Origin of the sequence: Exiguobacterium alkaliphilum, from assembly GCF_018138125.1 — a bacterium.
GTDB lineage: Bacteria > Bacillota > Bacilli > Exiguobacteriales > Exiguobacteriaceae > Exiguobacterium > Exiguobacterium alkaliphilum.
Window position 1 is genome coordinate 2,802,501 of sequence record NZ_CP073101.1, and the last position, 25,702, is coordinate 2,828,202.

Annotated in this window: 26 protein-coding genes and 2 riboswitches (1 of these 28 running past the window's edge); of the genes, 10 read left to right on the plus strand and 16 right to left on the minus strand. The window is 49.7% G+C overall.

What is annotated here, in order from left to right:
* The 6 genes from KB235_RS14455 to KB235_RS14480 all read right to left on the minus strand — a co-directional run.
* Window positions 1-753: the 5' portion of an NCS2 family permease gene (locus KB235_RS14455; protein ID WP_276514409.1), read on the minus strand. Its footprint begins 606 nt before the window's first position; the window shows 753 of its 1,359 coding nt (coding positions 1-753); it begins with the start codon at window positions 751-753; the stop codon falls past the left edge of the window.
* Between the two features lie 86 nt (window positions 754-839).
* Window positions 840-941, minus strand: a riboswitch (purine riboswitch).
* Between the two features lie 106 nt (window positions 942-1,047).
* Window positions 1,048-2,586, minus strand: coding sequence for a glutamine-hydrolyzing GMP synthase (guaA, locus tag KB235_RS14460; protein ID WP_211780989.1), 1,539 nt, complete (start codon window positions 2,584-2,586; stop codon window positions 1,048-1,050).
* A 100-nt stretch (window positions 2,587-2,686) separates the two neighbouring features.
* Window positions 2,687-2,786: riboswitch (purine riboswitch) on the minus strand.
* Window positions 2,787-2,827: 41 nt separating this feature from the next.
* A complete protein-coding gene (locus KB235_RS14465) occupies window positions 2,828-4,921 on the minus strand; it encodes a transglutaminase domain-containing protein (protein WP_211779979.1) in 2,094 nt (697 codons plus the stop codon).
* Window positions 4,918-5,985 (minus strand): DUF58 domain-containing protein, encoded by a 1,068-nt coding sequence (locus KB235_RS14470; protein ID WP_034807095.1) that lies wholly within the window; start codon window positions 5,983-5,985, stop codon window positions 4,918-4,920. Before KB235_RS14470 ends, KB235_RS14465 begins: the two co-directional genes overlap by 4 nt.
* Window positions 5,982-6,935 carry an AAA family ATPase gene (locus KB235_RS14475; RefSeq protein ID WP_211779980.1) on the minus strand — a complete coding sequence of 318 codons (954 nt, stop codon included), beginning with the start codon at window positions 6,933-6,935 and terminating at the stop codon, window positions 5,982-5,984. Before KB235_RS14475 ends, KB235_RS14470 begins: the two co-directional genes overlap by 4 nt.
* Before the next feature lie 172 nt (window positions 6,936-7,107).
* A complete protein-coding gene (locus tag KB235_RS14480) occupies window positions 7,108-7,713 on the minus strand; it encodes a flavin reductase family protein (RefSeq protein ID WP_034814633.1) in 606 nt (201 codons plus the stop codon).
* Window positions 7,714-8,041: 328 nt separating this feature from the next.
* Here KB235_RS14480 and KB235_RS14485 point away from each other — a divergent pair, with 328 nt between their 5' ends.
* Together KB235_RS14485 and KB235_RS14490 are read left to right on the plus strand one after the other, a co-directional pair.
* Window positions 8,042-9,814, plus strand: a complete 1,773-nt coding sequence (locus KB235_RS14485) for an ATP-binding protein (protein WP_246514255.1) — start codon at window positions 8,042-8,044, stop codon at window positions 9,812-9,814.
* A 200-nt stretch (window positions 9,815-10,014) separates the two neighbouring features.
* The gene (locus KB235_RS14490; RefSeq protein WP_034807099.1) at window positions 10,015-10,335 is read left to right on the plus strand and encodes a hypothetical protein; all 321 of its coding nucleotides are present in this window, start codon (window positions 10,015-10,017) and stop codon (window positions 10,333-10,335) included.
* Between the two features lie 59 nt (window positions 10,336-10,394).
* On the opposite strand, the gene KB235_RS14495 is transcribed toward KB235_RS14490, so the two are convergent.
* Window positions 10,395-11,657 carry a tetratricopeptide repeat protein gene (locus tag KB235_RS14495; RefSeq protein ID WP_211779981.1) on the minus strand — a complete coding sequence of 421 codons (1,263 nt, stop codon included), beginning with the start codon at window positions 11,655-11,657 and terminating at the stop codon, window positions 10,395-10,397.
* A gap of 270 nt (window positions 11,658-11,927) precedes the next feature.
* Here KB235_RS14495 and KB235_RS14500 point away from each other — a divergent pair, with 270 nt between their 5' ends.
* The 3 genes from KB235_RS14500 (at window position 11,928) to KB235_RS14510 (ending at window position 14,418) form a co-directional block, all read left to right on the plus strand.
* On the plus strand, window positions 11,928-12,605 hold the full coding sequence (locus KB235_RS14500) for a hypothetical protein (RefSeq protein WP_211779982.1): 678 nt from the start codon (window positions 11,928-11,930) through the stop codon (window positions 12,603-12,605).
* A 60-nt stretch (window positions 12,606-12,665) separates the two neighbouring features.
* Window positions 12,666-12,917, plus strand: coding sequence for a hypothetical protein (locus KB235_RS14505; protein WP_211779983.1), 252 nt, complete (start codon window positions 12,666-12,668; stop codon window positions 12,915-12,917).
* Between the two features lie 178 nt (window positions 12,918-13,095).
* Window positions 13,096-14,418: an N-acetylmuramoyl-L-alanine amidase family protein gene (locus KB235_RS14510; protein ID WP_246514257.1), complete on the plus strand. Its 1,323-nt coding sequence runs from the start codon at window positions 13,096-13,098 to the stop codon at window positions 14,416-14,418.
* A gap of 16 nt (window positions 14,419-14,434) precedes the next feature.
* Here KB235_RS14510 and KB235_RS14515 read toward each other — a convergent pair whose 3' ends face one another.
* Window positions 14,435-14,953, minus strand: coding sequence for a GNAT family N-acetyltransferase (locus KB235_RS14515; protein ID WP_211779985.1), 519 nt, complete (start codon window positions 14,951-14,953; stop codon window positions 14,435-14,437).
* Window positions 14,954-15,155: 202 nt separating this feature from the next.
* On the opposite strand from KB235_RS14515, the gene KB235_RS14520 reads away from it, so the two are divergent.
* The gene (locus KB235_RS14520) at window positions 15,156-17,507 is read left to right on the plus strand and encodes a bifunctional diguanylate cyclase/phosphodiesterase (protein ID WP_211779986.1); all 2,352 of its coding nucleotides are present in this window, start codon (window positions 15,156-15,158) and stop codon (window positions 17,505-17,507) included.
* A gap of 77 nt (window positions 17,508-17,584) precedes the next feature.
* On the opposite strand, the gene KB235_RS14525 is transcribed toward KB235_RS14520, so the two are convergent.
* Window positions 17,585-17,992 carry a mannitol dehydrogenase family protein gene (locus tag KB235_RS14525; protein WP_246514259.1) on the minus strand — a complete coding sequence of 136 codons (408 nt, stop codon included), beginning with the start codon at window positions 17,990-17,992 and terminating at the stop codon, window positions 17,585-17,587.
* A 440-nt stretch (window positions 17,993-18,432) separates the two neighbouring features.
* The gene (locus KB235_RS14530; RefSeq protein WP_246514260.1) at window positions 18,433-19,044 is read right to left on the minus strand and encodes a mannitol dehydrogenase family protein; all 612 of its coding nucleotides are present in this window, start codon (window positions 19,042-19,044) and stop codon (window positions 18,433-18,435) included.
* Window positions 19,045-19,368: 324 nt separating this feature from the next.
* Between KB235_RS14530 and KB235_RS14535 the strand changes: the two genes are divergently transcribed.
* Window positions 19,369-19,704, plus strand: coding sequence for a hypothetical protein (locus tag KB235_RS14535; RefSeq protein ID WP_034807116.1), 336 nt, complete (start codon window positions 19,369-19,371; stop codon window positions 19,702-19,704).
* Between the two features lie 13 nt (window positions 19,705-19,717).
* Here KB235_RS14535 and KB235_RS14540 read toward each other — a convergent pair whose 3' ends face one another.
* Genes KB235_RS14540 through KB235_RS14550 form a run of 3 tightly spaced genes read right to left on the minus strand, consistent with a single transcriptional unit; the run spans window position 19,718 to window position 21,107 of the window.
* A complete protein-coding gene (locus KB235_RS14540) occupies window positions 19,718-20,188 on the minus strand; it encodes a hypothetical protein (RefSeq protein ID WP_211779987.1) in 471 nt (156 codons plus the stop codon).
* On the minus strand, window positions 20,181-20,675 hold the full coding sequence (locus tag KB235_RS14545) for a hypothetical protein (protein ID WP_211779988.1): 495 nt from the start codon (window positions 20,673-20,675) through the stop codon (window positions 20,181-20,183). The genes KB235_RS14540 and KB235_RS14545 overlap by 8 nt, the downstream gene beginning before the upstream one ends.
* A complete protein-coding gene (locus tag KB235_RS14550; RefSeq protein WP_211779989.1) occupies window positions 20,676-21,107 on the minus strand; it encodes a hypothetical protein in 432 nt (143 codons plus the stop codon). It abuts the gene before it with no gap.
* Window positions 21,108-21,319: 212 nt separating this feature from the next.
* Between KB235_RS14550 and KB235_RS14555 the strand changes: the two genes are divergently transcribed.
* The 3 genes from KB235_RS14555 (at window position 21,320) to KB235_RS14570 (ending at window position 23,564) form a co-directional block, all read left to right on the plus strand.
* A complete protein-coding gene (locus tag KB235_RS14555) occupies window positions 21,320-22,030 on the plus strand; it encodes a GntR family transcriptional regulator (protein WP_211779990.1) in 711 nt (236 codons plus the stop codon).
* 200 nt (window positions 22,031-22,230) lie between these two features.
* Window positions 22,231-23,043, plus strand: coding sequence for a PTS transporter subunit EIIC (locus KB235_RS14565; RefSeq protein ID WP_276514434.1), 813 nt, complete (start codon window positions 22,231-22,233; stop codon window positions 23,041-23,043).
* A gap of 338 nt (window positions 23,044-23,381) precedes the next feature.
* Window positions 23,382-23,564, plus strand: coding sequence for a hypothetical protein (locus KB235_RS14570; RefSeq protein ID WP_211779991.1), 183 nt, complete (start codon window positions 23,382-23,384; stop codon window positions 23,562-23,564).
* Window positions 23,565-23,612: 48 nt separating this feature from the next.
* Here KB235_RS14570 and KB235_RS14575 read toward each other — a convergent pair whose 3' ends face one another.
* The 3 genes from KB235_RS14575 to KB235_RS14585 all read right to left on the minus strand — a co-directional run bounded on the left by KB235_RS14575 (window position 23,613) and on the right by KB235_RS14585 (window position 25,575).
* On the minus strand, window positions 23,613-24,074 hold the full coding sequence (locus KB235_RS14575; RefSeq protein ID WP_211779992.1) for a WapI family immunity protein: 462 nt from the start codon (window positions 24,072-24,074) through the stop codon (window positions 23,613-23,615).
* Window positions 24,074-24,577: a hypothetical protein gene (locus KB235_RS14580; protein WP_211779993.1), complete on the minus strand. Its 504-nt coding sequence runs from the start codon at window positions 24,575-24,577 to the stop codon at window positions 24,074-24,076. Before KB235_RS14580 ends, KB235_RS14575 begins: the two co-directional genes overlap by 1 nt.
* Window positions 24,578-24,669: 92 nt before the next feature.
* Complete coding sequence (locus tag KB235_RS14585; RefSeq protein ID WP_246514425.1) at window positions 24,670-25,575, minus strand: ABC transporter substrate-binding protein; 906 nt, start codon at window positions 25,573-25,575, stop codon at window positions 24,670-24,672.
* Window positions 25,576-25,702 lie beyond the last annotated feature (127 nt).

Consider the following 25,702-nt stretch of genomic DNA (forward strand, 5'->3'; position numbering starts at 1 on the left):
GATGAACGCTTGACCGAACGTCGAAGACATGCTCGGCGGCATTGAGACGACATCTGAGATAGCCGTCGGTGTCGGAACGAGGTTGAAAATCATCCCGACAATCGCCGTTAAGAGCATCCCGATGAAAATACCGCCTTTAATGTTACGGACCATCAAGAGCGCCGTGACCACAAGACCAAACACAGCTAAGAGTGTCGTCCCTGTGCCGAGTGCACCGAGCCCGACGACAGTCGCTTCATTCGAAACGACGATTCCTGCATTTTTGAGGCCGATGAATGCGATGAAGAATCCGATACCGGCTGCGACCGCCATTTTGAGCGGGGCGGGAATCGCATTGACGATCGTTTCGCGAATCCCTGAAAGCGTCAAGACGATGAAGAAGAGTCCTGAGACGAGGACACCCGAGAGTGCGGTCTGCCATGGGATGCCCATCCCAATGACAACACTGTATGCGAAGAAGGCGTTGAGCCCCATTCCCGGTGCAATCGCAATCGGATAGTTCGCGAATAGACCCATCATCACAGACCCGACTAAAGCGACGAGGCCTGTCGCGACAAAGATGGCACCTGTATCCATACCCGCTGCCCCGAGGATGTTCGGGTTGACGAACAAAATGTACGCCATAGCAAGGAATGTCGTGAATCCTGCGACGAGTTCCGTTTTGACGTTCGTTCCCAGTTCATTCAAGTGGAAGTAGCGTTCAATCCGGCTTTCTGGTTGTTGCGTTGGTTCTTGCTTGAGCTGTGTGCTCATTGGTTTTCCTCCTTGGCTCGCCGTAAACGAGAAAAGGTCCCCGGCAAATGACCGAGGACCCCACGCGAAACATACGGGGACAGACGTCCCCATCTATGTCTCGCCGTAGTGAAATCATTTAAGGTGATTTCGTAGAGACTCTCGGGCCATATTCCCGACATTATACGGCAAATTTAATTTGAATTGTTCGGATATAATAAGAACGTTTCTATCGTACCAGCGTCATTCGTGCATGTCAACACAAATAACGGATTTTAACGTTTTATTAATCCTTAATGTTCGGTTTTAGAATAATTACTCCCACTCGATTGTCGCAGGTGGCTTCGATGTGATGTCATACAGCACGCGGTTCACGTGGCTGACCTCATTGACGATACGGACCGAAATTTTCTCGAGCACGTCCCAAGGAATACGTGCCCAGTCCGATGTCATCCCATCGATTGACGTGACGGCACGGACGCCGACCGCATAGTCGTACGTACGCTCATCACCCATGACCCCGACTGAACGGATTGGTGTAAGGACAGTGAAATACTGCCAGATGTCACGCTCGAGTCCAGCATTTTTCACTTCTTCACGAAGGATAGCGTCTGACTCGCGAACGATTTCAAGCTTCTCTTCCGTGATTTCACCGAGGACGCGAATCCCAAGACCCGGTCCTGGGAACGGTTGGCGCCAGACGATGTAGTCTGGAAGGCCAAGTTCAGTACCGAGTTCACGCACTTCATCTTTAAAGAGCGTGTTGAGCGGCTCGATGAGTGTGAAGTTCATGTCTTCCGGAAGGCCACCGACGTTATGGTGCGACTTGATCGTCTGCGCCGTGTCTGTTCCGCTCTCGATGATGTCCGTATATAGCGTCCCTTGGGCAAGGAAGTCCATATCGACGAGTTTAGACGCTTCTTCGTCAAACACGTAAATGAACTCGTTGCCGATGATTTTCCGTTTTTGTTCCGGGTCAGAGACACCAGCGAGCTTCGCCATGAAGCGGTCGCGCGCATCGATTTTAATGACTTTCATGTTAAAGCCGTCCGCGAACGTCTTCATGACACTGTCCGCTTCGTTTTTACGGAGCAGACCGTGGTCGACGAACATACATGTCAACTGATCGCCAATCGCACGATGAACGAGCGCCGCGACGACCGATGAGTCGACACCTCCAGACAAGGCACAGAGCACTTGCTTGTTCCCGACGATTTCACGAATCTTCTCGACTTCGATGTCGATGAAGTTCTCCATCGACCATTCGCCTTTTGCACCACACACTTCGTAAATGAAGTTTTTCAAAATTTCATTGCCGTGCTCTGAGTGACGAACTTCTGGGTGGTATTGAACCCCGTACATCTTTAACTCGTCGTTCTTAATTGAAGCAACCGGGCAAGATGGGTTCGTTCCATCCACGACAAATCCTTCTGGCGCTTCCATGACGAGGTCGCCGTGGCTCATCCAGACGGTATGCTCGACCGGGAGCCCTGTATAGAGCGCCGAGGCTTCCGGTGTCGAGAAGAGTGTTGCTTTGCCGTACTCACGGTGCATCGCCCGCTCGACACGTCCACCAAAGTGGTGCGTCATGAGCTGCATGCCATAGCAAATCCCGAAAATCGGGATTCCGAGTTCGAAAATCTCTGGATCGCAACGATATGCGCCTTCCGCGTATACGCTGTTCGGGCCACCTGAGAAGATAATCCCGACTGGGGCGAGCTCACGAATTTCTGCAGCGGTCATCTTGTGCGAATGAAGCTCACTGTATACACCAAGGTCACGCACACGTCGCGTGATCAGTTGGTTGTATTGTCCTCCAAAGTCGAGCACCAAAATCATCTCTTGTTCCAACATCTTCACAAAACCTCCACCTTTCTGCCTTCATCTCAAAAAAAAGGACGAGCCTCTCCCACGGAATCACCAAACCGAAGAAGAAGCACGCCCAATTCTTTGTATACGAAACGTGCTCCTTCATAGTCGGTCCATTACGGTGGTCCGGTAGAGACTCTCGCGCCAATTCACGAGTATATACGAAGGAATGCATTGTTCAATTATCTAACTAATGCGTCTATCTTACTGTATGCGCCTTGTCACTTCAACTCATAATTCGACGAATCATGATTTTCCAATATTCTTTATATTTCGAATTCGGTGGTTGATCCGCATACACCGTCTGTTCAAACAAACGAGTCAAGCGAGTCATTTCTTCGGATTCATAGTAGGCGTCGACTTCCTTCGCAAGTTCGGACGGCGTCCGACCGTCAACCTTGAATCCCGCTGCTCGCAGTCGTTTCATCAAGTAGCGTTGCATCGCGACGAGTGACGACTCGCTAAGTGGACGGCGCATCCACCACTCGACCATGACAGCCCGTTCGACCGCTTTCCGGTTCCAGACGAGTAAGGCAACCGCGAAGACGATCAGTACCCAGCCCCATACCGGGATGCGACGTGCTTCTTCCGGAAGCTCGCCCGTTGCGACATCGTCAATCGCGATATCTTCTTGCGGGCGGTTCGTCGGTTCGTTATCGTTGTTGGCTTGTGGATCGTTCGCGACAGGGTCCGAACCCGTGTCCGTTTCCGTCTCGACTTGAAGCAAGTTGGCGTCCGAAAAACTAATCGTCGCTTCGAGCGGGACCCAGCCCGCGCCTTCGACAAAGTATTCAATCCATGAGTGGGCGTGGCGGTTCCGGACCGTATACTCGGTCTCCCCTTGAATCACCCCACGCGCATCGCCCATCGTAAAGCCTTTCACCCAGCGCGTCGGTACGCCATTTGCCCGGAGCAAGACAGCAGCCGATGTCGAGAAGTTGTCGCAATATCCGAGTTGCGTGTCGAACAAGAACTGATCGACGTAGTCCGTGTCACCTTCCGGAATGGCGACGTCTTCCGTGTTATATTCGAACGCACCGTTTCGGAAGTACGCTTGAACGGCTTGCGCTTGCTCGAAAGGCGTCTCACTGTCGGCCGTGATGTCCGTTGCCAAGTCGCGGACGCGGTCTGGGAGCGAATCCGGTAGTTGGAGGTACGCTTGTTGTTCTTCATCCGTCAACGTCGTCACCGGTTCATTTAAATTGAGCTGGTCTTCCGTGAACGACGGGACGCTATAACGCAACTGAATCGTCCGCGGCGTTGCCTGATTGTCGTTGTCGAACACGATTTTTCCGGAAGGTCGGATGTGAACCGTCTCGTTCGGGAATTGTTGTTCGATGTCTCCGACACGGAACTCAGTCCCGCTCTCGGTCTCGACTGCTTGCGGATACTCTCCGCCATACGGGACGAACGTCTCGCGCCGGTCGAAGCGAAGCAACGCCTGTTCCGGCGTCGTGTCGACGTCCGGGTCGACGAGCTGCCCACGATTGAAATTCGAATCGAGGACGGGGGATTCCACCCAGCCTTTGCCGGTATAAATTTCTTTCGCCTCAATCCGCCAATAGCGGGCCGGGACACCGCGTGTAATGAAGACGATGCCGTCATCTTGTTCGAACGGACCACCGAGTTGTTCATCATTCACACCATATCCGACACGACCTGTGCCCGACTGGCCTTCATTGACGGCGTTTTGGAAACTTGTCGTGATGCGGTCGGACCAATCGCCGTCAAGCGTCGGCGAGACACTCGCGAGCGCCAAGATGACGGTGGCGAGCAAGGCGATGCTCACGTAGCGGACGAGCGATTTGCTCGGCCGTTTCGCAAGATCCGTAACAAATAAGAGGAAGAGCGACGCCAAAATCGCGAGAACGATTTGTCCTTCGCCATCATATAGCGTCCACGTGTCGAAGTAGGCCATCAAGCCGAGCGTCGAGACGATCATCCCGAGGACAAATCCATAACTCGGATACGTCCGTCCGACGAGAATGGCGAACAGTACCCCAATGAGCGCCATCGCCGAGAAGAAAATCGCCTCTTCCGGCAACGCTCCGCTGAGCACACCGCTCAAATCTTCGAGCCACAGTCCGAACCAATCGAAGAGACTGCCGTGATAGACGTACAAGACGGCAAGAAAGTTGAAGAAGACGACTCCGATCAGGCCGTACCAAGACAAAAGACTCGCAAACATCGGGACGAGTAATAAGAAGTAGAACGGCCACGTCACGTCGAACGTCGTGCTACCGACAATCGGCTCGACCCAAAACGACAACAAATAGGCGGCGAGCGCCGTGTAAACGATCCGTTTGATCCATGCGGTCATGTCGTCACCTCGTTTGCTGTATAGAGGTGGTAGCTACCTTGTGTCTCATGCATGAGTTCGCGCACCCATTTCGTTTCGAACGGGCTGATCAAGATGAGATTACCGGACTGCTGCGGCAAGTTCCGTTTTACGCGTTCGACGAGACGCCCTTCCGCTTCCGGCGTCGCCGTCAACAAGTAATGACCAACGTCGGCGCTTTGGTCCGGCAGGTGGAACAAGCGAACTTGCTCTTCAATCACATAAAGTTCAAACGGCAAGTTCTTTCGTTCGAGCTGTCGGATCGCCCCGACGAGGAGCGACAGCGAGCGTTCGAACGCTTCTTCGTGACCGGCAGATGCGGACGGGACGAAAACAAGGGATAGTTTTTTCTCTTGCTCTTGGTCGAACGTCTTCGTCATCAAGTTATCGCGCCTAGCGGACGCCTTCCAATCGATGCGACCGATGCGGTCCCCCGCTGCGTATTCGCGCACCCCACTCGTCGTGTTCGCGACTTCTGTATACGTCCGCGTCCGACGATACTGTTCGCCGCGGCCGCCGACGTGTTCGTCGCGTGGCAAATCAAACGGCAGTTCGGCCGGAGAGACTTCGACGACCGTCTCGAGCCGGAGCGTCCGGGTCCGGTCGAACAAACCGAACACGTCCCGCACGTGCAACTTCGTCCGGTCGAACACGTGAATGCCGCGCTTGATGTGGGCAATTTCATAATGGACCGTCTCTTTCCGGCGGAAGAAGCGGTCGACCGAGGTGATGATCGGTTCCGTTTCATCCGTCAAACGCTCGGGCGGCTGTTCTTCTAATGTGACGATGCCGACGAGGAACGGGTATTTCCGTTCGATTTGGAGCTCGACGTCCATCGTTTGTCCGGAGACGAGACGTTTCGTCGTGACACGGCGCCAGACGTTCGCGGCAGTGACGGGATAAATCATGAACAGCGTCCAGTAGACGGTCAGGACGAGAAATGACCACCAGAGCGTCGAGGCGACGATGCTGCCTTCGATGCGCGCGAACGCGTACAAGCCGAATGCCGCCGCCCAAACGAGGAACAGCTTCATCCAGTTTTTCATCCTTCTTTAACCTCACGATCCATCGGGACCGGCATCTCGTCGAGCCATCCTTTAATGAGTTGCTCGGCCGTCCGTCCTTTGTAACGGGCTTCGGCCGTCAACAACACCCGGTGTCCGAGGACGCTCGAGGCGAGCGCTTTGACGTCGTCGGGTAAGACGAAATCGCGGCCATGGATATAGGCCCATGCCTGAGACGCCTTCATGAGCGCAAGCGTCGCCCGTGGACTGCCACCGAGGTACGTGTTCGGATCATTCCGTGATTCATGGACCAACCGAACGATATACTGTTTGACGGCACTCGAGACGTGAACGTTTCGCACTTCCCGTTGCATCTGCTCAACTTCCTGTTTCGTGACGACGCTCTGTAAGGCATCGAGCGGTTCAGTTTTTTCGAAGCGCGTCAAAAGGGATAACTCTTCATTGAAGGACGGATATCCCATCTCGATTTTAAGCAGGAACCGGTCAAGCTGGGCTTCCGGGAGCGGATACGTCCCTTCATGCTCAATCGGATTTTGCGTCGCCATGACGAAAAACGGAGATGGCAAAATCTTCACTTCCCCGTCCACCGTCACACTCCGCTCCGCCATCGCTTCAAGCAGCGCCGACTGGGTCTTCGGCGACGTCCGGTTGATTTCATCGGCCAAGACGATGTTGCCCATGAGCGGCCCCGGTCGATACTCGAACTCTTTTGTCTTTTGGTTATACATCGAGATCCCCGTCAAATCAGAAGGCAACATGTCCGGGGTAAACTGGACACGTTTGAACTCGAGGTCGATGGCACGGCTGAACGTACGGACGAGCATCGTCTTCCCGACGCCCGGGACATCCTCTAGCAAGACGTGCCCCCCGGCGAGCAGTGCCGTCAGGCTTTTCGCGATGACATCCTCCTTTCCGACGATTACCGTTTCGATGGCTTGAATGATAGATTGAACAGCTGGACGATAGGACATGGCCGACTCCCCTTTTTTCTCTTGTACACTACAGTAATATAATTGAATGTTCTGACTTTATTGTGACACATCCGGCTAGTGGATTGAAAGAAATACAACGCCCCAATCGGCTATTCTTTCTTTACCCGAAAAAAGGCGCCCGACCTCGTCATGAGGCGGACGCATGGACCATTTATTTCGGACGTTCGATTTCGAACGTCTTGCCGAGTTCGGCGTAGAAGTTTCCGGCTAAGCGGCTGACCGGCGCCAATTTCGCCGCATCGATTCGCCCTGCTTCGTATAACGCGTTGTCGATATGAAAACGGACGACGCGGGCAACTAGTAAGTCGGCCGTCACCACGCCCTCGTGTTCAATCGGGACGTGATGGTGCAGGACACATTCCATTCTGATTTTCGCTTCGTTCACGCCTGGCGTCGCGATGACATCACTCGATGCAAGGGTGAACGACGTGCGGTCGAGTTCACTTTCGTCCGGACCGAGCGACGCGGCCGTCTCATTGACGAGGTTCACGTTCGTCTCGTCGACGATATGGATGACCAACTCTTCGGTCGCGACCGCGTTGCGCGCCGTGTCTTTCATCACGCCGTCTTTTCGCTGAATCGAGACTGAGACGAGCGGTGGGTGTGACGCGACGATATTGAAATAGCTGAACGGGGCCGCGTTCACAATCTCGCCGTTCCGAGTCGTGACGAAAGCGATGGGACGGGGGATGACGCTGCCGATTAAAAATTTATACGTATCTCGTTCAGTCAAGGCTAGTGGGTCGATAGAGAGCATAAGGCACCTCATTTCAAATTAGTTTCTTCTTTTAAGCTAGTCCCCGCTCCCCGTCCCTGTCAAACGAAAGCACATCGGAATGTGTAGCTTTCTAAAAATCGGGGTATATCGCTCTAGATAATGTTAATCGAGAAGACAGAGATTCTTGTATAGATTGGATGAGCAGTTCAGTTTTCATGGAAGGAATCCTTTTGTATATTTCGAGTTAGAGATAAATGATTTGGAGATGGTTTTTGGGATAAGGAAGGAAGTAGAGCGTATTATGGGCAAGTGGATTGAACAATTGAACAGTCGCCAAATTCTTAGCATCCTTTATGGAGTATGTATCATGAGTCTCGTCTTAACAGCGACCGGGGCATGGTTTGTCCGAGACAACAACGTTTCCCCTAGCGAGCTTTTGACACTGCGCTGGATTTGGATGGCCGGGTTAGTCATGTTTATTAGCGCAATCTTATTGATTGGGCGGCCTCTGATTAATCGAATGGCTTCGCAAAATGAACGCATGCGCGCTAAACACGAAGAGTTAGAACATGTGCTTCAGGCGTCGAAGCAGAACGAGACGAAACTACAGTATCGGAACGAACTGATTGAGGTGTTGGCTTCAAAAGAGTCACTCTTCGATTACTCATCGGTCATCGAAAAGATCGTCCTGTTGACCTCGGCCGAGTTCGGGGCGCTTCTCCTCGTCAAAGACGGTGAAATCAGTTCGGTCGTGCCAAAAGAGATGACCGAAGAGCAGCAGGAAAGTTTGAAGACGAAGTCGCTTCTACTGAAACGAGTGATGATTTCAAAGTTGCCGGCTGCGACTTCAAAGAAAGTCGCCGATGATTTGCATGAGTATCCGTACTATATTTATGAGACGGTCCTCCCTGTCATGGACCCGTCTGACGACAAGATGATCGGGTGCTTGTACCTCGCACGTTACGATGAACAGTTCGATGCGAGTGAAAAGTCAGAGTTGAACGCCTTCGCGAACCAGCTCGCCATTTCGTTGTTGCGGATGCGTCTGTACCGTCAGATGCAACAAGACCGAAAAGAGACGGCACAATTGATCAATTCCGTGCGCGAAGCGATTCTCTACCTGAACTATGAAGAAGAATCGGTCGTCGGAAACCGCGCCTTCATCCGGATGTTCGATGACTTACAATTTGATTATCAAGGCTATGAGGAATTAGCTGACGTCAAAATCGATATCGAACAGTTGGCCGAACGTGTCGACCAACGTGACCACTTCATCAGCTATGTCGAGCACGTCTTCGACCGCAAACCACCAGAAGAAGGACTTTCAATCTCCCTTGACCAAGGCGACTGCTTCCTACAAGTGTATGCCGAGAGCATCTATCGCGACGGCAAGCTACACGGGACGATGCTCGTCTTACGTGACGTGACGGCGGAGACAGAAATCGACCGCATGAAGTCCGAGCTCGTCTCGACCGTGTCCCATGAATTGCGGACCCCGCTCTCGTCCATTTACGGATTCACGGAGTTGATGCTCGAGCGTGACTTGAAAGAGAGCCGTCGCGAGCTGTACTTGAAGACGATTCATGACGAGGCGAAACGACTCTCGTTCCTCGTCAGCGATTTCCTCGACCTTCAAAAGATGGAGGCCGGAAAGCAGACGTTCGAATGGGGACGGGTCGACTTATATGAACTCGCCCGTGACAGCATCGGTTTCTATCAAGAGACGACGGACGCTCACCACATTCATCTCGATGCCGATTCGACGCAAGACTTCACAATCGAGGCCGACCTCGAGGGCATGCGTCAATTGCTCGGCAATCTGCTGAGTAACGCCGTCAAGTATTCACCGGATGGCGGTAACGTCCTCGTCTCGCTCGAGCGGCTTGAAGGCCAAGTCGTCATGAAAGTCCGGGATAATGGGATCGGGATTCCGTCCTCAGCGTTACCGAACTTGTTCGGTAAATTCTATCGGGTCGATAACTCAGATCGCCGCAAAATCGGCGGGACTGGCCTCGGTCTTGCGATTTGTAAAGAGATCGCGAAAGCCCACGACGGACATCTGCATGTCGAATCCATCTACGGGGAAGGCAGCACGTTTATTTGTGAACTACCGACTTCAAAAGAAGTCGTCCATCAGTGAGCGCGACCGGGACCACCCCGGTCGTGTTTTTTCAACTAGTTGCACTTTTATGAAGGTTTTTTTGACATAATCTAGAAAAAGACAAGTATTAGCGCAAAGCGGGAATGCGATGGTGACCTATGTGATTATTCTCCTACGCCACCGCCCGAAAAACCGCTATACTAAACAGGAAGAGATCGATACGATTGGAGGTCATGACGATGGACCATCGCGACCCACCGACGTTCTCAGAACTAGGTGACTTTAAACAATGGGGACGTTTCGACGTGACCGTTCCGTTGGCAGGCGGACAAACCGAATTTCAAGCTGCGGTGACGACAGTGCGGAAGCATATCCCACTCCGTCTTGGTGGCTTCTATATTATCGCGAACGAGGATGGGATTTTGCACAGCGGTTCCCATGACTCGAACTTGCAAAAGCATATCATCCACCTCTTGCAACAAGTCCATAACGGCCATGTCGAAATCGAGGCACTCCAAAAAGAACCGTATTGGACCGTCCATTACTTCACTACCCCTTGAGAGACGATTCAGGCGTCTCTTTTTTTTGCGTACAAAAAAACGCCTCGTAAGGAAGCGTTTCATTCAGACTGAGACATAATGGAAATAACCTTTTCGTAGTACTCAGTAGCAAGTTTATATTTACCGTTTTCACGAAGCTCTTTTGCAAGCCATAATGCATATTTTTTTGTGTACATGTATTCATCATGTGTTTCAAAATAGTTGACCGCTTTCTTTAAGCTTTCAATTAAATTTGGTATATTTTTTTCCTTAAAGTGATTTTGATAAATATCAAAATGCCGGTTAAATTCTTCTACTTCATTTTCATTCTCCATCAATTCATACCCTACTGATAACCAGTGTAATACCCCCTCTTCATTTTCTTGATTCGAGTTAACCTCAATTAACGAAAGTACACTATATAACTTACTTCTGATATCAATTTTGTATTCAAAACTTTCAATGAAATATTGTAAAGCTTTATCCTGATCACCGAGCAGAGAATAAATTTCCCCCATATTGTTATAAAGCATGCCATAGTAATTTTTTAAATCAGTAGCACTAATAACTTTTATTGCTTTTTGATAGTGTGATAAGGCATCAGAATATCTTTTTCGACGTTTATATGAAAGTCCAATAATTAAATGACATTCTACTATACGTTCCAAACAGAAATTTTCTTGAAAATAGGTTAGCGCAAATTTAACATTTTCTAAAGCCTGAATATTATCAGTAAACTTATAGTACAATCCGCCCATAATATAACGCATATCCGCAATTTCCCAGTCAGGTAGCCCCGACCCAGGCAAGAGTTCATTCAACTTCTCCACTAAATCAAAAGCTAGTTGTTTTTCATTTTTTTGAAACATTTGTAGCGCTTTAATTAACGTATATCTTAAATCATCATCTCTACTTAATTGATCTTCAATCCAACTTACTTCCGTAATATATTTTGCATCTCCACCAGGCATTATACCGAATCTTGCTAAAGTCAACATGAGAGTCACGTAAAGCGTTTTAGATTGTTTTACAGCAGGGTGTTCAATAAACTTTAGAATATCTTTTCGTTTTGCATTGTCATTTCTATTAAGTATTGCTTCTTTTAAAATGTTCCGAATATCTTCCTTAACTTTATCTACTTGATTACTAAAATCAAAATACAAAGGTACTTGCAACTCTAACCTCTCAAAAATTAGCTCTAATACTTCTTCACTAGGGGAGGTTTGATTATTCTCAATTTTACTTAAATAAGATACAGAACAAATTCCTCTAGCAAGAACTGTCTGTTTCATATTTTTTCGCATTCGCTCTACTTTTATTAGGTTCCCATAATTATATTCCATTTCAAGTAGTAGCTCCTTAGTCCTAATTAAAGGCTTTTTTTAATAGTCCCTTTTTAAAATCCGTTGTGGATTCAGGAAATAAAACGTGAATTCTTAATTTAAAATAGCCTTTGTCCCAAAACTTTCCCAACTTATAAAGACTCATTAGCTAATAAATACATGATAGAATTTAACTAATCATTAGGATGTACGTTAACCCTTGATTGGGTAAAAAGATTCAAAAAGATATTAAATAGCTAGGCTTTAACTTCATGGAGGTGAATCAAGCAAATGGGCAAATTAAACTTTTTGCTAGCAGAAGACTATATTAAGCCAAAAATCTATTTCCAATCTAAACAATCATTAATGTTTAAGAATGTTTATACCTCAAATGATTTAAACCAATTTGAGGGACTAGACAATTTGACCCAAGTGTTGAATTCTCCAAAAGGGTTTATATTAAATGCTTTTCAAATTGATTATTATCAAACACTTCCTAAACTGATCGCTAAAGCTTTAAAGGAGAATCGATCATTTAAAAAAATCTACATTCTTGGTCCAGAACTATCTCTTTCTATTTTAAAGCGCAGTTCGACAACCGTCTACGAGAAACATTTTCACGAATTTGGATACATCAATGTGGAACAAGAGCAAGAAAATGTAATGAATCAGTGCTTTAAACTATTAAAAGAAGGGCATATATTGTATATTTTACCTGAAGCCTCAATTTGTTGGCACCCAGAACCCTTGCAACAATTTGAAAACAAATTCCCCCTTTTATGTAGCACATTACTCAGTCAAGAAACAAATGTTCCAATCCTTTCTTCTACTACAAAAGAAGACTCAGAAAAAGTGATATTATTTGCACCAAACATGCCGCAACAGTATGTAGGTGATTTAGAGTCACGTATTGAACAACAATCGGAGTCAATCTATTCTTTGTTAGATTCTCCACTTTCTGACTTTTGAGTTTCCACACACTAGGGATCACAGCTTAATCACATAAATATATTTTAGGAGGAACTTATTATGAAAAAAGTAACAGGTTTATTGTTTATTGCAGCAGCATTCTTTTTATTAGGCAGCTCATTTAAACCTCTCGCAGAAGAAGCTCCACGTATCACAAAAATCGAAACACCTATCATCAAGTATGCTGAGGAAGCTCCACGTATTACTAAAGTCAACGCTCCTAGCATCAAATTTGCTGAGGAAGCTCCACGTATCACTCAAGCAGTAGATTTAAATAAACCTTTTTCTGAAGAACTTCCACGCTTAATTTAAAAATTAAGAGACGCCCTCAAGCGTCTCTTTTTTATACCTACTATTTTAAAAAAAGATAAATAAATTACATATTAACCTCCATTTTTTTCATGTTTCCTTATATAATAACGAGGACAAGATGACGATTACATTTCGTCGTTGTCTCGTACATGATGCAGAAAAAAGGAGCGGATCCCGATTGAATACACCGAAACCATCTTGGCCTCTTAAACTACTCATTAGCTCATCCCTCGTCCTTACCGGGACGGCAGTCGTTCCGTTCAGCCTCTCCTCAACCGGATTAGACACGGGTCGTGTCGAGGCAGCCTCTACATACACCACGACGGCTAACTTGAACCTTCGAAAAAGTGCTTCGACTTCTGGGACGATCCTTTTGACGATCCCTTCAGGACGAAGCGTCACGTATCGCGGTACATACGGTTCTTGGTATAAAGTCTCTTACGGCGGACAGACCGGTTACGTCTCGGCGCAATACGTGAAAGTGTCGACCTCGTCCACAATGACGACGACTTCAACGAAAACCTATACGACAACAGTCAACTTGAACCTACGAAAGAGTGCCTCGCCGACCGGGACCATCCTTTTGACAATCCCATCTGGGCGTAACGTCACGTACCTCGGCACGTACGGCTCTTGGTATAAAGTGTCCTACGGCGGACAGACCGGCTACGTCTCGGCACAATACGTGAAAGTGTCTACCTCTACCACAACGACAACTGCTAAAACGTACGTCACGACGGTCAACTTGAATTTACGTAAGAGTGCCTCGTCGACCGGGACCATCCTTTTGACGATCCCTTCAGGACGAAGCGTCACGTACCTCGGCACGTACGGCTCTTGGTATAAAGTGTCCTACGGTGGACAGACTGGTTACGTCTCATCCCAATACTTAAAGGCGAGCACAACGACGACGAACACATCGACCGGTTCCGGCCGAACAATCGTCATCGATGCCGGGCATGGCGGATACGACCCTGGCGCCGTCTACGGGTCAGTCCAAGAGAAAGTATTGACACTCGACATCGCCAAGCGCCTTGCGAGCACGTTGTCCGGCACCTACAACTACAACGTCCGAATGACGCGTTCAACCGATACTTATTTGTCGCTCGCGAACCGTGTCTCCTTGACGAAGTCGTATAACGGCAGCGCGTTTGTCAGCCTACATGCGAACTCTTCTACAAATGCGTCCTATCACGGTCACGAAGTACTCGTGCCGACGACCGAGAGCTATACGACGAACCCATACGTATCGGCGAGCCGCAACTTGGGCGCTTCGATCAACCGTGAGCTCGGCGCCCGAATCCCGACCATTCGAAATCGAGGCGTCAAATATCAGAACGTCTACGTCGTCGGGAAGAACAGCGTCCCTTCGACACTCGTTGAGTACGGCTTTATGACAAATCAGAACGACCGCGCCCATTTGACGAGTACGACGTATCGTCAACGGATGGCCGAAGCGACGGCGTCCGGGATTCATCAATTCATGCGTTCTACCTATTAATCAAACTAAGACCTGGCTATTTCCAGCCAGGTCTTTTCATAATCTTCCATATTTTATGCGGGGCGCCCGGTCCCCAGTAATGATCGAGTGACATCACCGGCGGTCCGAGCCGTTTTTCCCAATAGTCTTGTGATGACGGGAAACCAGCATCTAAGTAAAACGTCGCATCCTCCCCAAGCGTTGCCATCACTTCTGAAAGTAAGAACGAACCGACACCTTGCCGTTGCTGATCCGGGGCGACATAAACGCAGCCGATTTCGACCGCTCCTGGCTCCACGTCCAGATGGGCCGTGATAATCTCGTTTGGAGGCAATACCGCCGCCGTCCCGACGATTTTCCCTTCTCGTTCGACCACGAACACGTCGACGGCGTCATCATCGAAACTATCTTGAATCGTCGTATTCAGACGGGCGACTTCTTCCTCTAACAAGTCAGCGTCCTCGAACTGTTCGCGACGAATCAAGTCGCTCAAACTTTCCATGAACAGTCGCTGGAGCGGTTTCACATCGTTCGGTGTAATCGGGCGAAAGTCCACGGCCACCCCTTCTTTCCATTTCGCATTTTTTAGTCTTTACCCGCCGTTTCGTAGCAGGTAACGCGCGACCGATCAAATCTAGACAACGCAAAAACGTTCAGCCTTGAAAATAGTTCTCTAAATTGAAGCATAATGATAGGTAGACTCCTATTTCCCGAGTATAATAAATTATCAAATACAATTATATCCTAGCGAGGTACTTATGGACCCAGTCGTCGAACACTCAATGAGTCACAATCTGTTTCTTGTTGTTTTATCTTATATGATTGCCGCCGTCTCTGCCTACGCCGCCATCGAATTGGCACGTCGAGTCAACTCGACGAACCGCACCGCACAAAACATGTGGATTTTAGCGGGTGGGGCAACGCTTGGACTCGGCATATGGGCGATGCATTTCATCGCCATGTTGGCGCACGAAGGCTTGCGCCCTGTCACGTATTCGATGCCGCTCGTGTTTCTGTCGGTCGTCATCGCTATGGCCGGCTGTATCCTTGGCTTCCTGATTGTCTCGCGGCACACGACCCGACCCGCCCTTATCGGTGCAGGACTGTTGATGGGGATCAGTATCGCGAGCATGCATTACGTCGGGATGGCCGCCATTCAAGGTGTGACGATTGCGTATCACACCGGGCTCGCTTTGTTGTCGCTTGCCATCGCAATCACAGCCTCACTCGGCGCCCTGTGGATCGGCTTCTTCTCCAAATATGCGAAGGAGAAGATTCACATGGAGCTAAAAATATTCTTCTCCCTATTGATGGGCGTCGCCATCTTCGGGATGCATTACGTCGGGATGCTGTCAGCCTCGTTCACGTTCTTGACGGGCACCCCGGCTGCAATCGGCATCGAACCGTCGCTGTTGGCATGGCTCGTCACCGGCATTACGACCTTACTGTTCGCCATTTTCTTCTTGTCGCTCACACTCGACCGGCATTTACGAAGACGTGAATTGATTCAAGCGACGATTCTCGATTCGACGACGGACGCGGTCGTGACGACGACGAAAGATGGCGTGATTCAATATGCGAACACCGCGTTCTATCGGTTGTTCGACCGGACCGAGGATCAGTTTTTCCAAGACTATCACGCGGCGCTGTCGATTCAACAACCGTTCTACGAAGCACGTCGGCTTGAAATGGGCGAGTCGACGATTGAAGTGACGGCCTATCCGCTCCAAGGTGAGCGGATGGATCAAATCCTTTGGTTCTTGCGTGACGTCTCGGAGACGATTGCCTCACAGCGGCTCGTCGAACACATGGCGTATCACGACGCGTTGACTGATTTGCCGAACCGCCACAAGCTTGAACGGATTCTCGCCGAACATATCCGGATTGAAGACCCCGTCGCCTGTCTATACATCGACATCGACCGGTGGCGTTTCATGAGCGATATGCTCGGGCATCACGGTTCAGATCAGTTGGCGCTCCAAATCGCGGACCGGCTGCAACATACGATCCACCCGGACGACATTTTGACGCGTGTCGGCTCATCCGAGTTCATCATCCTACTGTTTGACAAGCGGAGCACGCTCGCGAAACAGAAGGCGGAGAAGTGCATCAAAGCCATCTCTCAGCCGTTTGATATCGACGGGACGACCGTCGAACTGACGATGAGCGCCGGGATTAGCCACTTTCCGAAAGACACGACCTCAGCGGATGAGCTCGTGCAATACGCCCGTCTCGCCGTCCATGAATCGAAACGGACCGGCAAGAACCAAATCAAGGAGTTCGAAGAAGAGTCGAGACAACAGATTTTACGCACCGTCGAGATTGAAAAGGCGCTGGCTCAAGCGCTCGACCGTTCTGAGTTCTCGCTCGTCTATCAACCAAAAGTTTCACTCACCCAAAACCGGCTTGAAGGGGTCGAGGCGCTCTTGCGGTGGCATCACCCTGTCCTCGGCCACGTCGGACCGGATGAGTTCATCCCGATCGCGGAAAATACCGGCCTGATTCACCAAATCGGCACGTGGGTGTTGCGCGAATCATGTCTCGCCTGGGTCCGGTGGCAAAAGACCGGGGTGAAACCGTTCACGCTATCTGTTAACGTCTCCCCGCTCCAGTTCGCCCGGGAAGACTTCGTCGACACGCTCCAAGCCACACTCGACGCGACAGGGATGGACCCGATGTTCCTCGAGCTCGAGGTGACCGAATCATCGATGCTGTCGTATGAACAATCGACGCGCGAGAAACTTGCCCAGTTGCATCAGTTCGGCATCATGATCTCACTCGACGATTTCGGGACCGGATATTCGTCATTCCGTCAGCTCCGTGAGTTGCCGGTTCAAGTGCTCAAGATTGACCGCTCGTTCATCGTCAATCTGTTCACCGACCGTAACCAAGAAGCGATCGTCCGCTCGATGATTCAACTCGGCCACAACCTCGGCATGAAAGTACTCATGGAAGGCGTCGAGACGTCAGACCAGCTCGAATGGTTATTGAACGAGCAGTGCGACTACGTCCAAGGCTATTACTTCAGCCGCCCGCTCCGGGAAAAAGAGGTCGTCAAGCACGTCAAATCTGTCACGACGTACATCGAATTCGGCAAGACCCGCGCTTAACTAGACTGCAGCCCGTCGCTGCAGTCTTTTTGTATGCAAAAAATTCTCCCATGCCGCTCGGGCATAGGAGAATCAAGTTACGACACGCGCGCTTTTTCCTGCTCGCGAATCAAGTGATATTGTTCGAGGATAAGCTTCGTCAGCGTGTCCGTTTCACTCAACCCGAGGTACTTCTCAATCGTCGACAAGATGCCTGACTCTTCAATCGACAAGTAAAGTTCAGAAGATTCTGAATCCTCAGGGTTGTAATAGTTCAAGGCTGCGGCGATCCCGTAGGCGAGTTCATTCGGTTCGATCCCGTTGTCGACGAGCTCTCGTGCCGGTTTGACGAGCCGGTCACTCGGTCCGAGCTTACGAATCGGAGAACGGGCGACGCGTGAAATTTCATCTTTTAATTTCGGATTTTCGAAACGTTTGATGATTTTCTGAATGTACCGGCTATGTTCTTTCGCTTCGAAGCCGTACTTTTCAATTGACACTCCCACGATTGAAACCGTGGGATTCTGAAGTGCTTGTGCGAGCGCAGTCCATTTCTGTTTTGCTCAAGCCTTCAGATGAGGGTGTGCCATCACCCCTCCTGAGACAGACCATATAGGTTCTCAGGCTGATGGACTGTTACCATCCACCACAGGTCGTTGCAGGTGTGTCCACCTGATGTTTTAGCGTCTTTTACGTGACGACAGGCATCGTTTTACCGGTCACATGTTTTCGTGACCGAACCGGATACGATTCTCAAGGTGCGATGGACACGGGCGTTTTAGAGACTTGTACTTGTCTATGGAATATATATACCCGAATGTCGGATGTTCTTCACATCCGAAAGGTGCGATGGACACGGGCGTTTTAGAGACTTGTACTTGTCTATGGAATATATATACCCGAATGTCGGATGTTCTTCACATCCGAACTCACTTTCATCCCATGCTTAAAGGCGGGCTATGCCCGGTATGGGCTTTCCCGTTCGTAAAATCTGTAATAGCCAACCTGTCTCATACAACGCACCTTGAACGACTTGGCGGACGCGACGATCCTTGAGCGCTTCGTCAATCGTTCCTTTTTCAAACAATGAGCCGATATATGACGCGATCGCATGTCCTGTGTTGACCGTGAACAACTTCCGCTCGATATATGGACCAATCTCGTCGACCCACGTCACACCGTGAAGCGGGGGCCGCGCGTCCAATCCTTGCGTCTCGATCACCCATTCATAGAACGTCTCAACTTCGACGAAGAGCGGGTCCTCGTGTTGTTGCAATGGGACGATGCGATCGACAGCCGCGTTCGGGAACGACGCATGGGCCGTCCCGATTCCACCCGACGCCTCGATTGCTTGTTTGAGCGAGGCGCTGCCGCCAATCATGTTCTCACAGGCGATGACGTATACAGGCGCCTCCGTCTCGCGGTCACGGAGTCCTTCACTGATGAGCGACGCGACTTTTGGAAGCAACGTCGGTCCGACCGCCGTCGTGACAAGATCGGCCTCGGCAATGAGCGCAATGACACGCTCCGGGTCTTTCAAACTGTTGACGCCGCTCACCCGGGCGTTTTACTGAAAGACTCTTAGCCGTGACAGGCGGCTAGAAAGCATCCGCCGAAACTTCGATCACCTTCATCCTCGTCAACTCCGCAAAGTTCTGGCGCTTTTCAATCCGATCCAGCCGTTTCTCCAGATACCCTTACATACTAACGGTTCTCCCTCGACACGAATAGCATTTTTCTCACACCGTCCTCCGATACTTTTTTATCGTTCATGTAAAAGTCACCACTTTCACTAAAAAGCGACTTTTTTTGAACAGGCTTGTCCCGGCGGGCTCGTTCGGGCATGATGGAAGTATCAATTAGATGGAGTGGAGGAATGGCTATGAATATCGGTTTTCTCGTCATCGGCATCATCTTATCGACGCTCTCGAAATGGTTGCAAGTTCAAGGGAATGACGAGCTCGGGGATTTGCTCGTGTTCCCGGCCGCCTTCTTCCTCGGTTTGGCACTTGTGACGAGCTTTCCATTCTTCAAAGACTGGTGGCGCGAACCGTCCAGCCGTCCGAGAGCCCTCCGATTCGCAAGCCTCGTCGCCGCAGGAATTTTATCGTTCCAACTGTTCGCCTGGCTCGTCTTCGGTCAAGGTGAGTGGCTCGGCGCACTGTTCTTGCTACCATTCTTTGCTTGTGTATACTTCATCATCCGGACGTTCAAATAAAATGGGGCAGCGCTCAGGCGCTCCCCCATTTTCGTTCTTCATTCAATTCAGCTTCAGAGACGTAGTTGTCATCGAGACTAGCCATATAGCGCTCGTACCACTTCCCAATCGGAACCGCAAAGAGGAACGAGACCACCCCAATCAGGAAGAACGTTTGGAGTGACATGAGCTTCGTGAGTGCAGCGTAGACCCACAGTAAAACGAGTGGGTACATGAGTAATCCGCTCATCGAACCGAAGTGGATGAGGCGTCTTGCCTCGCGAGAGACCAGGTACTTCTTTTTAATCGTCTCACGTCGCCAAGCTTTATAGAAATCAGGCAGGCCCGCCACCGCGCCGATGAAGAAGACCGTCACCGTGGAAAGCCAATCATACTCGACTAAGACGAACATGATCATGACACCGACAAAAGACAAGAGAACGACGGATGTCTTTTTCGCGCTGTCGAACGCCGTCAGTTCACGCATCTGACTTCGCTTATTCATGATACTCACGCGCTTCCCGAATCAACTTCAAATCCTTGTCGGTCAAATAGCGATCGTCATGCGTTTGAATGATGCGGTCGAGCCACTTGCCGATGAACGAGGCGCCCCAGAAAAAGGCTTGCGACAACAGGAAGGCCTGGAACGATTGCGGTTGCGGCGTCTGATTGAAGACGACGTAGCCGAAATAGCCGATGGCGGCAAAACCGATGAACATCGCCGTATAACGTAACGACAACAGCCTGCGCGCCTTTTTGTTCTTAACGAACCGTAGCCACAAGTTAAACTTGGCGACTTCGATGCCAATCAATAGGAAGCAAAAACCGAAAATCGTTGCCATGATTGCGCCTGTTGACAGGTCTCGGTAAGAGGCGAATGTCAACATCCCGATGATGACCGTCACAGTGAGAATGCCGATCGTCCAACCCGTGAACGTTTGAAAGCGTAGCAGCGTATCGATTTGTCGTTTTGAATGCGGGGATAATTCCATTTAGCTCATCCTTTCAATCAGTTGTTCATAGGTCGGCATGTCCGGCTCTACTGCCTGTAGTTTCTTTGTAATGAGACGGTCGCGGTACGAGTCCGTGAATCGCATGACAGCGAAGAGGACACCGATCAACAATCCGATGCTATGGTCGAGGACCAGCGCCGTCATCGATACCGCCAATAAGAGCGCCTCTAGCCATGTCATCGCATATTGGATGCGGAGCCACTTGATGGCCAAGGGATTCGTTGCGACGTGACGCATGATGCGATACTCATTTGTCCCCATGAAGATGAGAAAGATGGCGAGTAGCCACATTAAAGGAATCAACCACATCCATTCGGCGAACAATGCATACAGAAAGGCAGCGAGGTAGATAATCAGTGCCGGGACCCCGTACCGTCGAATCTTGATCACTTGTCTAACGTCGCGTTGCATCTGCTCCCCCCTCTCCCTTTCATATTTTCCATTTCTTCCTTAGTATACGAAAACAAATTCGCTCCCGTTTCAAATTTACTAAATATTCCTTCAATAATCGTTCGACGTTTTTCAACAAATGGCGAATGATTATCCGCCACCCGAACCTATTTTCTGATATACTGATAGCGTATTCATACCTACAAATTTTGTTGCGAAAGGTGCAGAAAATCATGGGTCCAAAGTATAAGCAAGTCGCTGAACAGATTGAGACGGATATTATGAATCACGTCTATCAACATACGAACAAGCTCCTCACCGAGGAGGAATACGCCACGAAATACGGCGTCAGCCGCAACACGATCCGAAAAGCGATCGAGATTCTTGTCAATAAAGGCTACGTCTATCAAGTGCAAGGGAGCGGTGTCTTCGTCCGTGACCATTATATGAGCGATTATGTGAACCTCGAGAAGTTGCAAGGTCTCACGAGTGACTTCAGTGGACGGAAAGTCGAGACGTGCGTCCTAGATTTCGAATTGACGACAGCGAACGATGAAATGGCCGAGCGGATGAAGTGTGATATCGGCACACCCGTCTATTACGTCAAACGCCTTCGTCTCGTCGATGACCATCCGTTCTCGGTCGAGGATTCGTATTTCCGGAAAGACCTTGTCGTCTATCTCGATCGGAACATCACCGAGAAGTCGATTTACAACTACTTCCGCAACGACCAAAAACTCGCCATTGGTTTCGCCGATCGTGTCATTTACGCCGACTTTTTGAACGCAGAAGATGCCAAACTACTCGGGTTGAACGAAAACGATCCGGCCCTCCTCGTCGACAACACCGTCTATTTGACGAACGGTCAAATCTTCGACGTATCGCGCTCGACACATCATTTCCGCCATGTGAAGATGCTCAAAGTCTCAAACATCAAGTCCTAAACGCGCTCGAGAGATTGTTCTCGTGTGCGTTTTTTTATGTTCGCATTTCGGGCAAAAGAAAGGGTTTACATGTAAGCGGTATCGTACTACTATCATCTTGTATAATTTGTACCTATGAATTTTGGTTATCCATATAAAAAAGGAGAGATAATATTGTTTCTGAAACAATTGAAATTACTCCCGAAGATATCTTCGGTTTAATCGCCCTTTCAGGCGACGCGAAAGCAAGCTACCATCATGCGATGCTGTTGATGCAAGAAGGCAAAGCAGAAGAAGCGGCTGAAGCGGTCAAAGCTGGTGACGCGACATTAAAAGAAGCACACGCCATCCAGACGAAATTCGTCACACTCGAGGCACAAGGGAAAACGGCTACGGTCGGAGTCCTCATGGTGCTCATGTCAGTCATGTGGTGGTGTGGAATTCACGGTACTGCCATCCTCATGGGGATTATGGGACCACTCCTTACAGCAAACGCGCTTCAAAACCAAGCACTCCTCGACGCGGGTGAAACACTCGTTGCCGGTGAGAATGCGAAAATCGTTACGATTCAGTTCCTCGATGTCTTCACGAAGCTCGGTGGATCAGAAATCACAATCGGTTTCATCATCGCGACACTCATCGTCGCCCGTTCGGCTCACTTGAAGCAACTCGGTAAGCTCTCGCTTGCACCAAGTCTCTTCAACATCAACGAGCCGGTCATCTTCTGGATGCCAATCGTGTTCAACCCGATCATGTTCGTACCCTTTGTCATCGTACCTGCAATCGCATCGTTCATGGTGTACTTCTCAATCCTTTGGGGCTGGGTCGACCCGTTCAACGCACTTCAAGTGCCGTGGACGACACCACCGATCATCTCTGGTTTCTTAATCGGCGGATGGCGTGCAGCGCTCTTGCAGATCGTTACGATCGCGATGGCCGTAGCCGTCTACCTCCCGTTCGTTCGCATGCAAGACCGCGTCTCGTACGGTGAAGAGTTGAAAGCACAAGAAGAATCAGACAAAGCATCAGCCTAAACAAAACAGACAGCCCTTCTCAGCGATGAGAAGGGCTGTTATATTTAGGGAAACAAGTAATAATGTGGATGGTCCTCAAACATTGTCCGCTCAGTCGCCACGACTTAGAAATGAGGAAAGATCTCTATGACAAGAAAAAATATGCAATGGATCGCGTTTGCTATCGCTATTTTGCCTATGTTCGCTCTAGCGATGGCTATGATTGTCGGATTTCAGTTATCAAGAGAAGACACGAGAACTATCTTGTCTATAGCTTACGGGCTATCGGTGGCCCTACTCTTGATTTCTCTTCTTCTACCTAAGATAGTTACTAACAAATAGATAAGGAGTAACTGGATATGAAAAACTACACCCCTAGCTTCATGATCTTATCGAGTGCAGCGCTCACCTTCGGGCTTGGGTTCAAATCCATCGTCCCGTATGCGATGTTGATCGGCATCGGGCTACATATGATTTTTCTTCTATGTGCCGCCTACTCGTTAGGCAAGTACCGGGCCAATAAATCACAACTCGATTCGTAACGCCATGACACTTACTGTCACGGCGTTTTTTTCATCTGTTTCATCTTATTACAAATCACTCTCACGTTCCCGGATCGGAAATTCAGCTGCGATGTCCCGCAAGCCTTTTAGGAAGCGTTCCACGTTCGCTACAGAGGTTTCAAAGTTAATATCAAGTTCTTCCACCTCGTCCCCGAGCGGGTGCTCCAGATGGCCTCGCACGTCCACTTCGTCCCCATCCGCGTCCCGTCTCGTCACCGTCAAGCGGATATACGGTTCTGTCGGTTCGAACTCAACTTGTTGCATGTCACCGGCAACGAACGACTCGAATACCGGTATGTAGTGTGCGACGAGCAAACTGTCGAGCATGATGTCATCGAACGTGATGCGATGGTCCGGCGTATGGAGCCCGACCCAATTCCGATGCCACGCCGCATCATGGATGTCATCGGCGTCAGGATAGGCATACGCATAGCTCTCGATCGTCACATCAATCGTTTCGTCGCGCGACATCAGTTTCGTGATTGCCATTACTTTTCTTCCTTCCGCAACGAATATCCGTCAATTTCCAAGAGACGCATCCGTTTCTGATCGACGGCCGCATGGATGATAACCGTCACGCCTGGATTGAGTTCCATCATCTTCTTGATTTTCGTCAAGTCGTCGCCTTTGATCTCGACCGGCAAGACGAACTCGCCTTCCTTCAAGTGAATGAACTTGATTTTTCCTTTCTCGTCATAGCCTGTAACTTCGTACGTCGCATATTCACGTTTCATCAACATCTCCCCTTCTTCCGAATCAATCTCCACACCGAGATCACAAATTTCCCGTTCCCGTTCAATCCGTTTGTCCCGTTCCATCAGTCCTCTCACGCCTAAAAAAGAAGAGAACAACACAATAAAGATCATGAGGACATTCGAATAGACAAACCCATAGAGCAAACCGTACATGAACCAGCACAGCAACGACATCATCATAAGCGTGGTCGTCTTACCCTGTTCCCGCTCTTGATCCGTTCTATGGTGTGACGCCATCATCCGTCCTCCTCTCCATACTTCATACGTTCCCCGCTTGAATCGGTTCCACACAAAAAATCCACCCCTGTAGCGGCAGGGATGGATCCAGCTTACGCCTCGACGCTATCCGCGTGTTTGGCTTTCTGGTCCGCGATGACGCCTGCGTACCATTTCGCGCTGTCTTTCAAGACGCTGTGAAGACCCCATGTCGGGAGGACGTAAGAGAAGACTTGTGTCTCTGTCTCTTTGCCGCCTTCTTTAACTTTGATCGGCTTCGACATCCCTTCGAACCAAGATGGTGACCATTCTGGAGCGAGTGCCGTGTATTGTTTCTCACGAAGCTCCTTCGCGTAGTCCATGTAGTTGATCTTGTCTTCTGTCAAGACGAGTTCGTTCTTGTCGTTTACCCATGCTTCTGGGTTCGCGCCTTGTGAGAACCAACGAATCGCGCCTTCGTCCGGGAACATTTTGTAGCCTTTTTGCTTCATCTTCTCTGCAACTTCGAAGACGCCGTCCATCGAGCTCATCATGTTGCCGATTTCAGCCGGATCGTCCGTACCGAGCACTTCTTTCGCTAAGCTACGTTTGTAGTAGACGCCACCTGGTGTCGTTTGCCACGAAAGCGCGCGCACGTTGCCATCTTTATCTTTCCCGAGGTCGAAGACGTAAGGGATGTAATCGTCTGAGATATCGTCGACGTTATAAGGCTCGTCTGAAAGGTTTTCCCAGTATCCTGCGTCAACCCATTGCTTGAGGAACGCGATTTCTCCTGTGAAGACGTCCGGTGCCCCAACGCCGCTTTCAAGTGCCGGCTTAAGTTTTGTCGGATAGTTCGCGATTGGAACGATTGTCAATTCAACCTTAACGCCGTTCTTCTCTTCGTATGTTTTGATTGGCTCTTTAAGCTCGTCCGTGAACGACCAAACTTTAAGTACGTCGTCTTTGCCGCCTGTCGCTTCTGAAGATCCTTCGTCGTTTGAGCACGCGCCTAAGACGCCGACTGATAGTGCTCCGATTGAGAGTAAGCTAACTAATTTTTTCGCATGAGTGAACCGTCCTTTATAAGTAGTTTTTAGAAAGCGTTTTCAAGAAGAGGTAATAATTCATTGAAAGCGCTTTCTAAAATAACTAAATAAAATATCG

Bases quoted from the DNA above. Each gene is read 5' to 3' on its own strand.
- guaA (WP_211780989.1), bottom strand. From the start codon at position 2,586: ATGTTGGAACAAGAGATGATTTTGGTGCTCGACTTTGGAGGACAATAC.
- KB235_RS14465 (WP_211779979.1), bottom strand. From the start codon at position 4,921: ATGACCGCATGGATCAAACGGATCGTTTACACGGCGCTCGCCGCCTAT.
- KB235_RS14470 (WP_034807095.1), bottom strand. From the start codon at position 5,985: ATGAAAAACTGGATGAAGCTGTTCCTCGTTTGGGCGGCGGCATTCGGC.
- KB235_RS14475 (WP_211779980.1), bottom strand. From the start codon at position 6,935: ATGTCCTATCGTCCAGCTGTTCAATCTATCATTCAAGCCATCGAAACG.
- KB235_RS14480 (WP_034814633.1), bottom strand. From the start codon at position 7,713: ATGCTCTCTATCGACCCACTAGCCTTGACTGAACGAGATACGTATAAA.
- KB235_RS14485 (WP_246514255.1), top strand. From the start codon at position 8,042: ATGAGTCTCGTCTTAACAGCGACCGGGGCATGGTTTGTCCGAGACAAC.
- KB235_RS14490 (WP_034807099.1), top strand. From the start codon at position 10,015: ATGGACCATCGCGACCCACCGACGTTCTCAGAACTAGGTGACTTTAAA.
- KB235_RS14495 (WP_211779981.1), bottom strand. From the start codon at position 11,657: ATGGAATATAATTATGGGAACCTAATAAAAGTAGAGCGAATGCGAAAA.
- KB235_RS14500 (WP_211779982.1), top strand. From the start codon at position 11,928: ATGGGCAAATTAAACTTTTTGCTAGCAGAAGACTATATTAAGCCAAAA.
- KB235_RS14505 (WP_211779983.1), top strand. From the start codon at position 12,666: ATGAAAAAAGTAACAGGTTTATTGTTTATTGCAGCAGCATTCTTTTTA.
- KB235_RS14520 (WP_211779986.1), top strand. From the start codon at position 15,156: ATGGACCCAGTCGTCGAACACTCAATGAGTCACAATCTGTTTCTTGTT.
- KB235_RS14535 (WP_034807116.1), top strand. From the start codon at position 19,369: ATGAATATCGGTTTTCTCGTCATCGGCATCATCTTATCGACGCTCTCG.
- KB235_RS14540 (WP_211779987.1), bottom strand. From the start codon at position 20,188: ATGAATAAGCGAAGTCAGATGCGTGAACTGACGGCGTTCGACAGCGCG.
- KB235_RS14545 (WP_211779988.1), bottom strand. From the start codon at position 20,675: ATGGAATTATCCCCGCATTCAAAACGACAAATCGATACGCTGCTACGC.
- KB235_RS14550 (WP_211779989.1), bottom strand. From the start codon at position 21,107: ATGCAACGCGACGTTAGACAAGTGATCAAGATTCGACGGTACGGGGTC.
- KB235_RS14555 (WP_211779990.1), top strand. From the start codon at position 21,320: ATGGGTCCAAAGTATAAGCAAGTCGCTGAACAGATTGAGACGGATATT.
- KB235_RS14570 (WP_211779991.1), top strand. From the start codon at position 23,382: ATGAAAAACTACACCCCTAGCTTCATGATCTTATCGAGTGCAGCGCTC.
- KB235_RS14575 (WP_211779992.1), bottom strand. From the start codon at position 24,074: ATGGCAATCACGAAACTGATGTCGCGCGACGAAACGATTGATGTGACG.
- KB235_RS14580 (WP_211779993.1), bottom strand. From the start codon at position 24,577: ATGGCGTCACACCATAGAACGGATCAAGAGCGGGAACAGGGTAAGACG.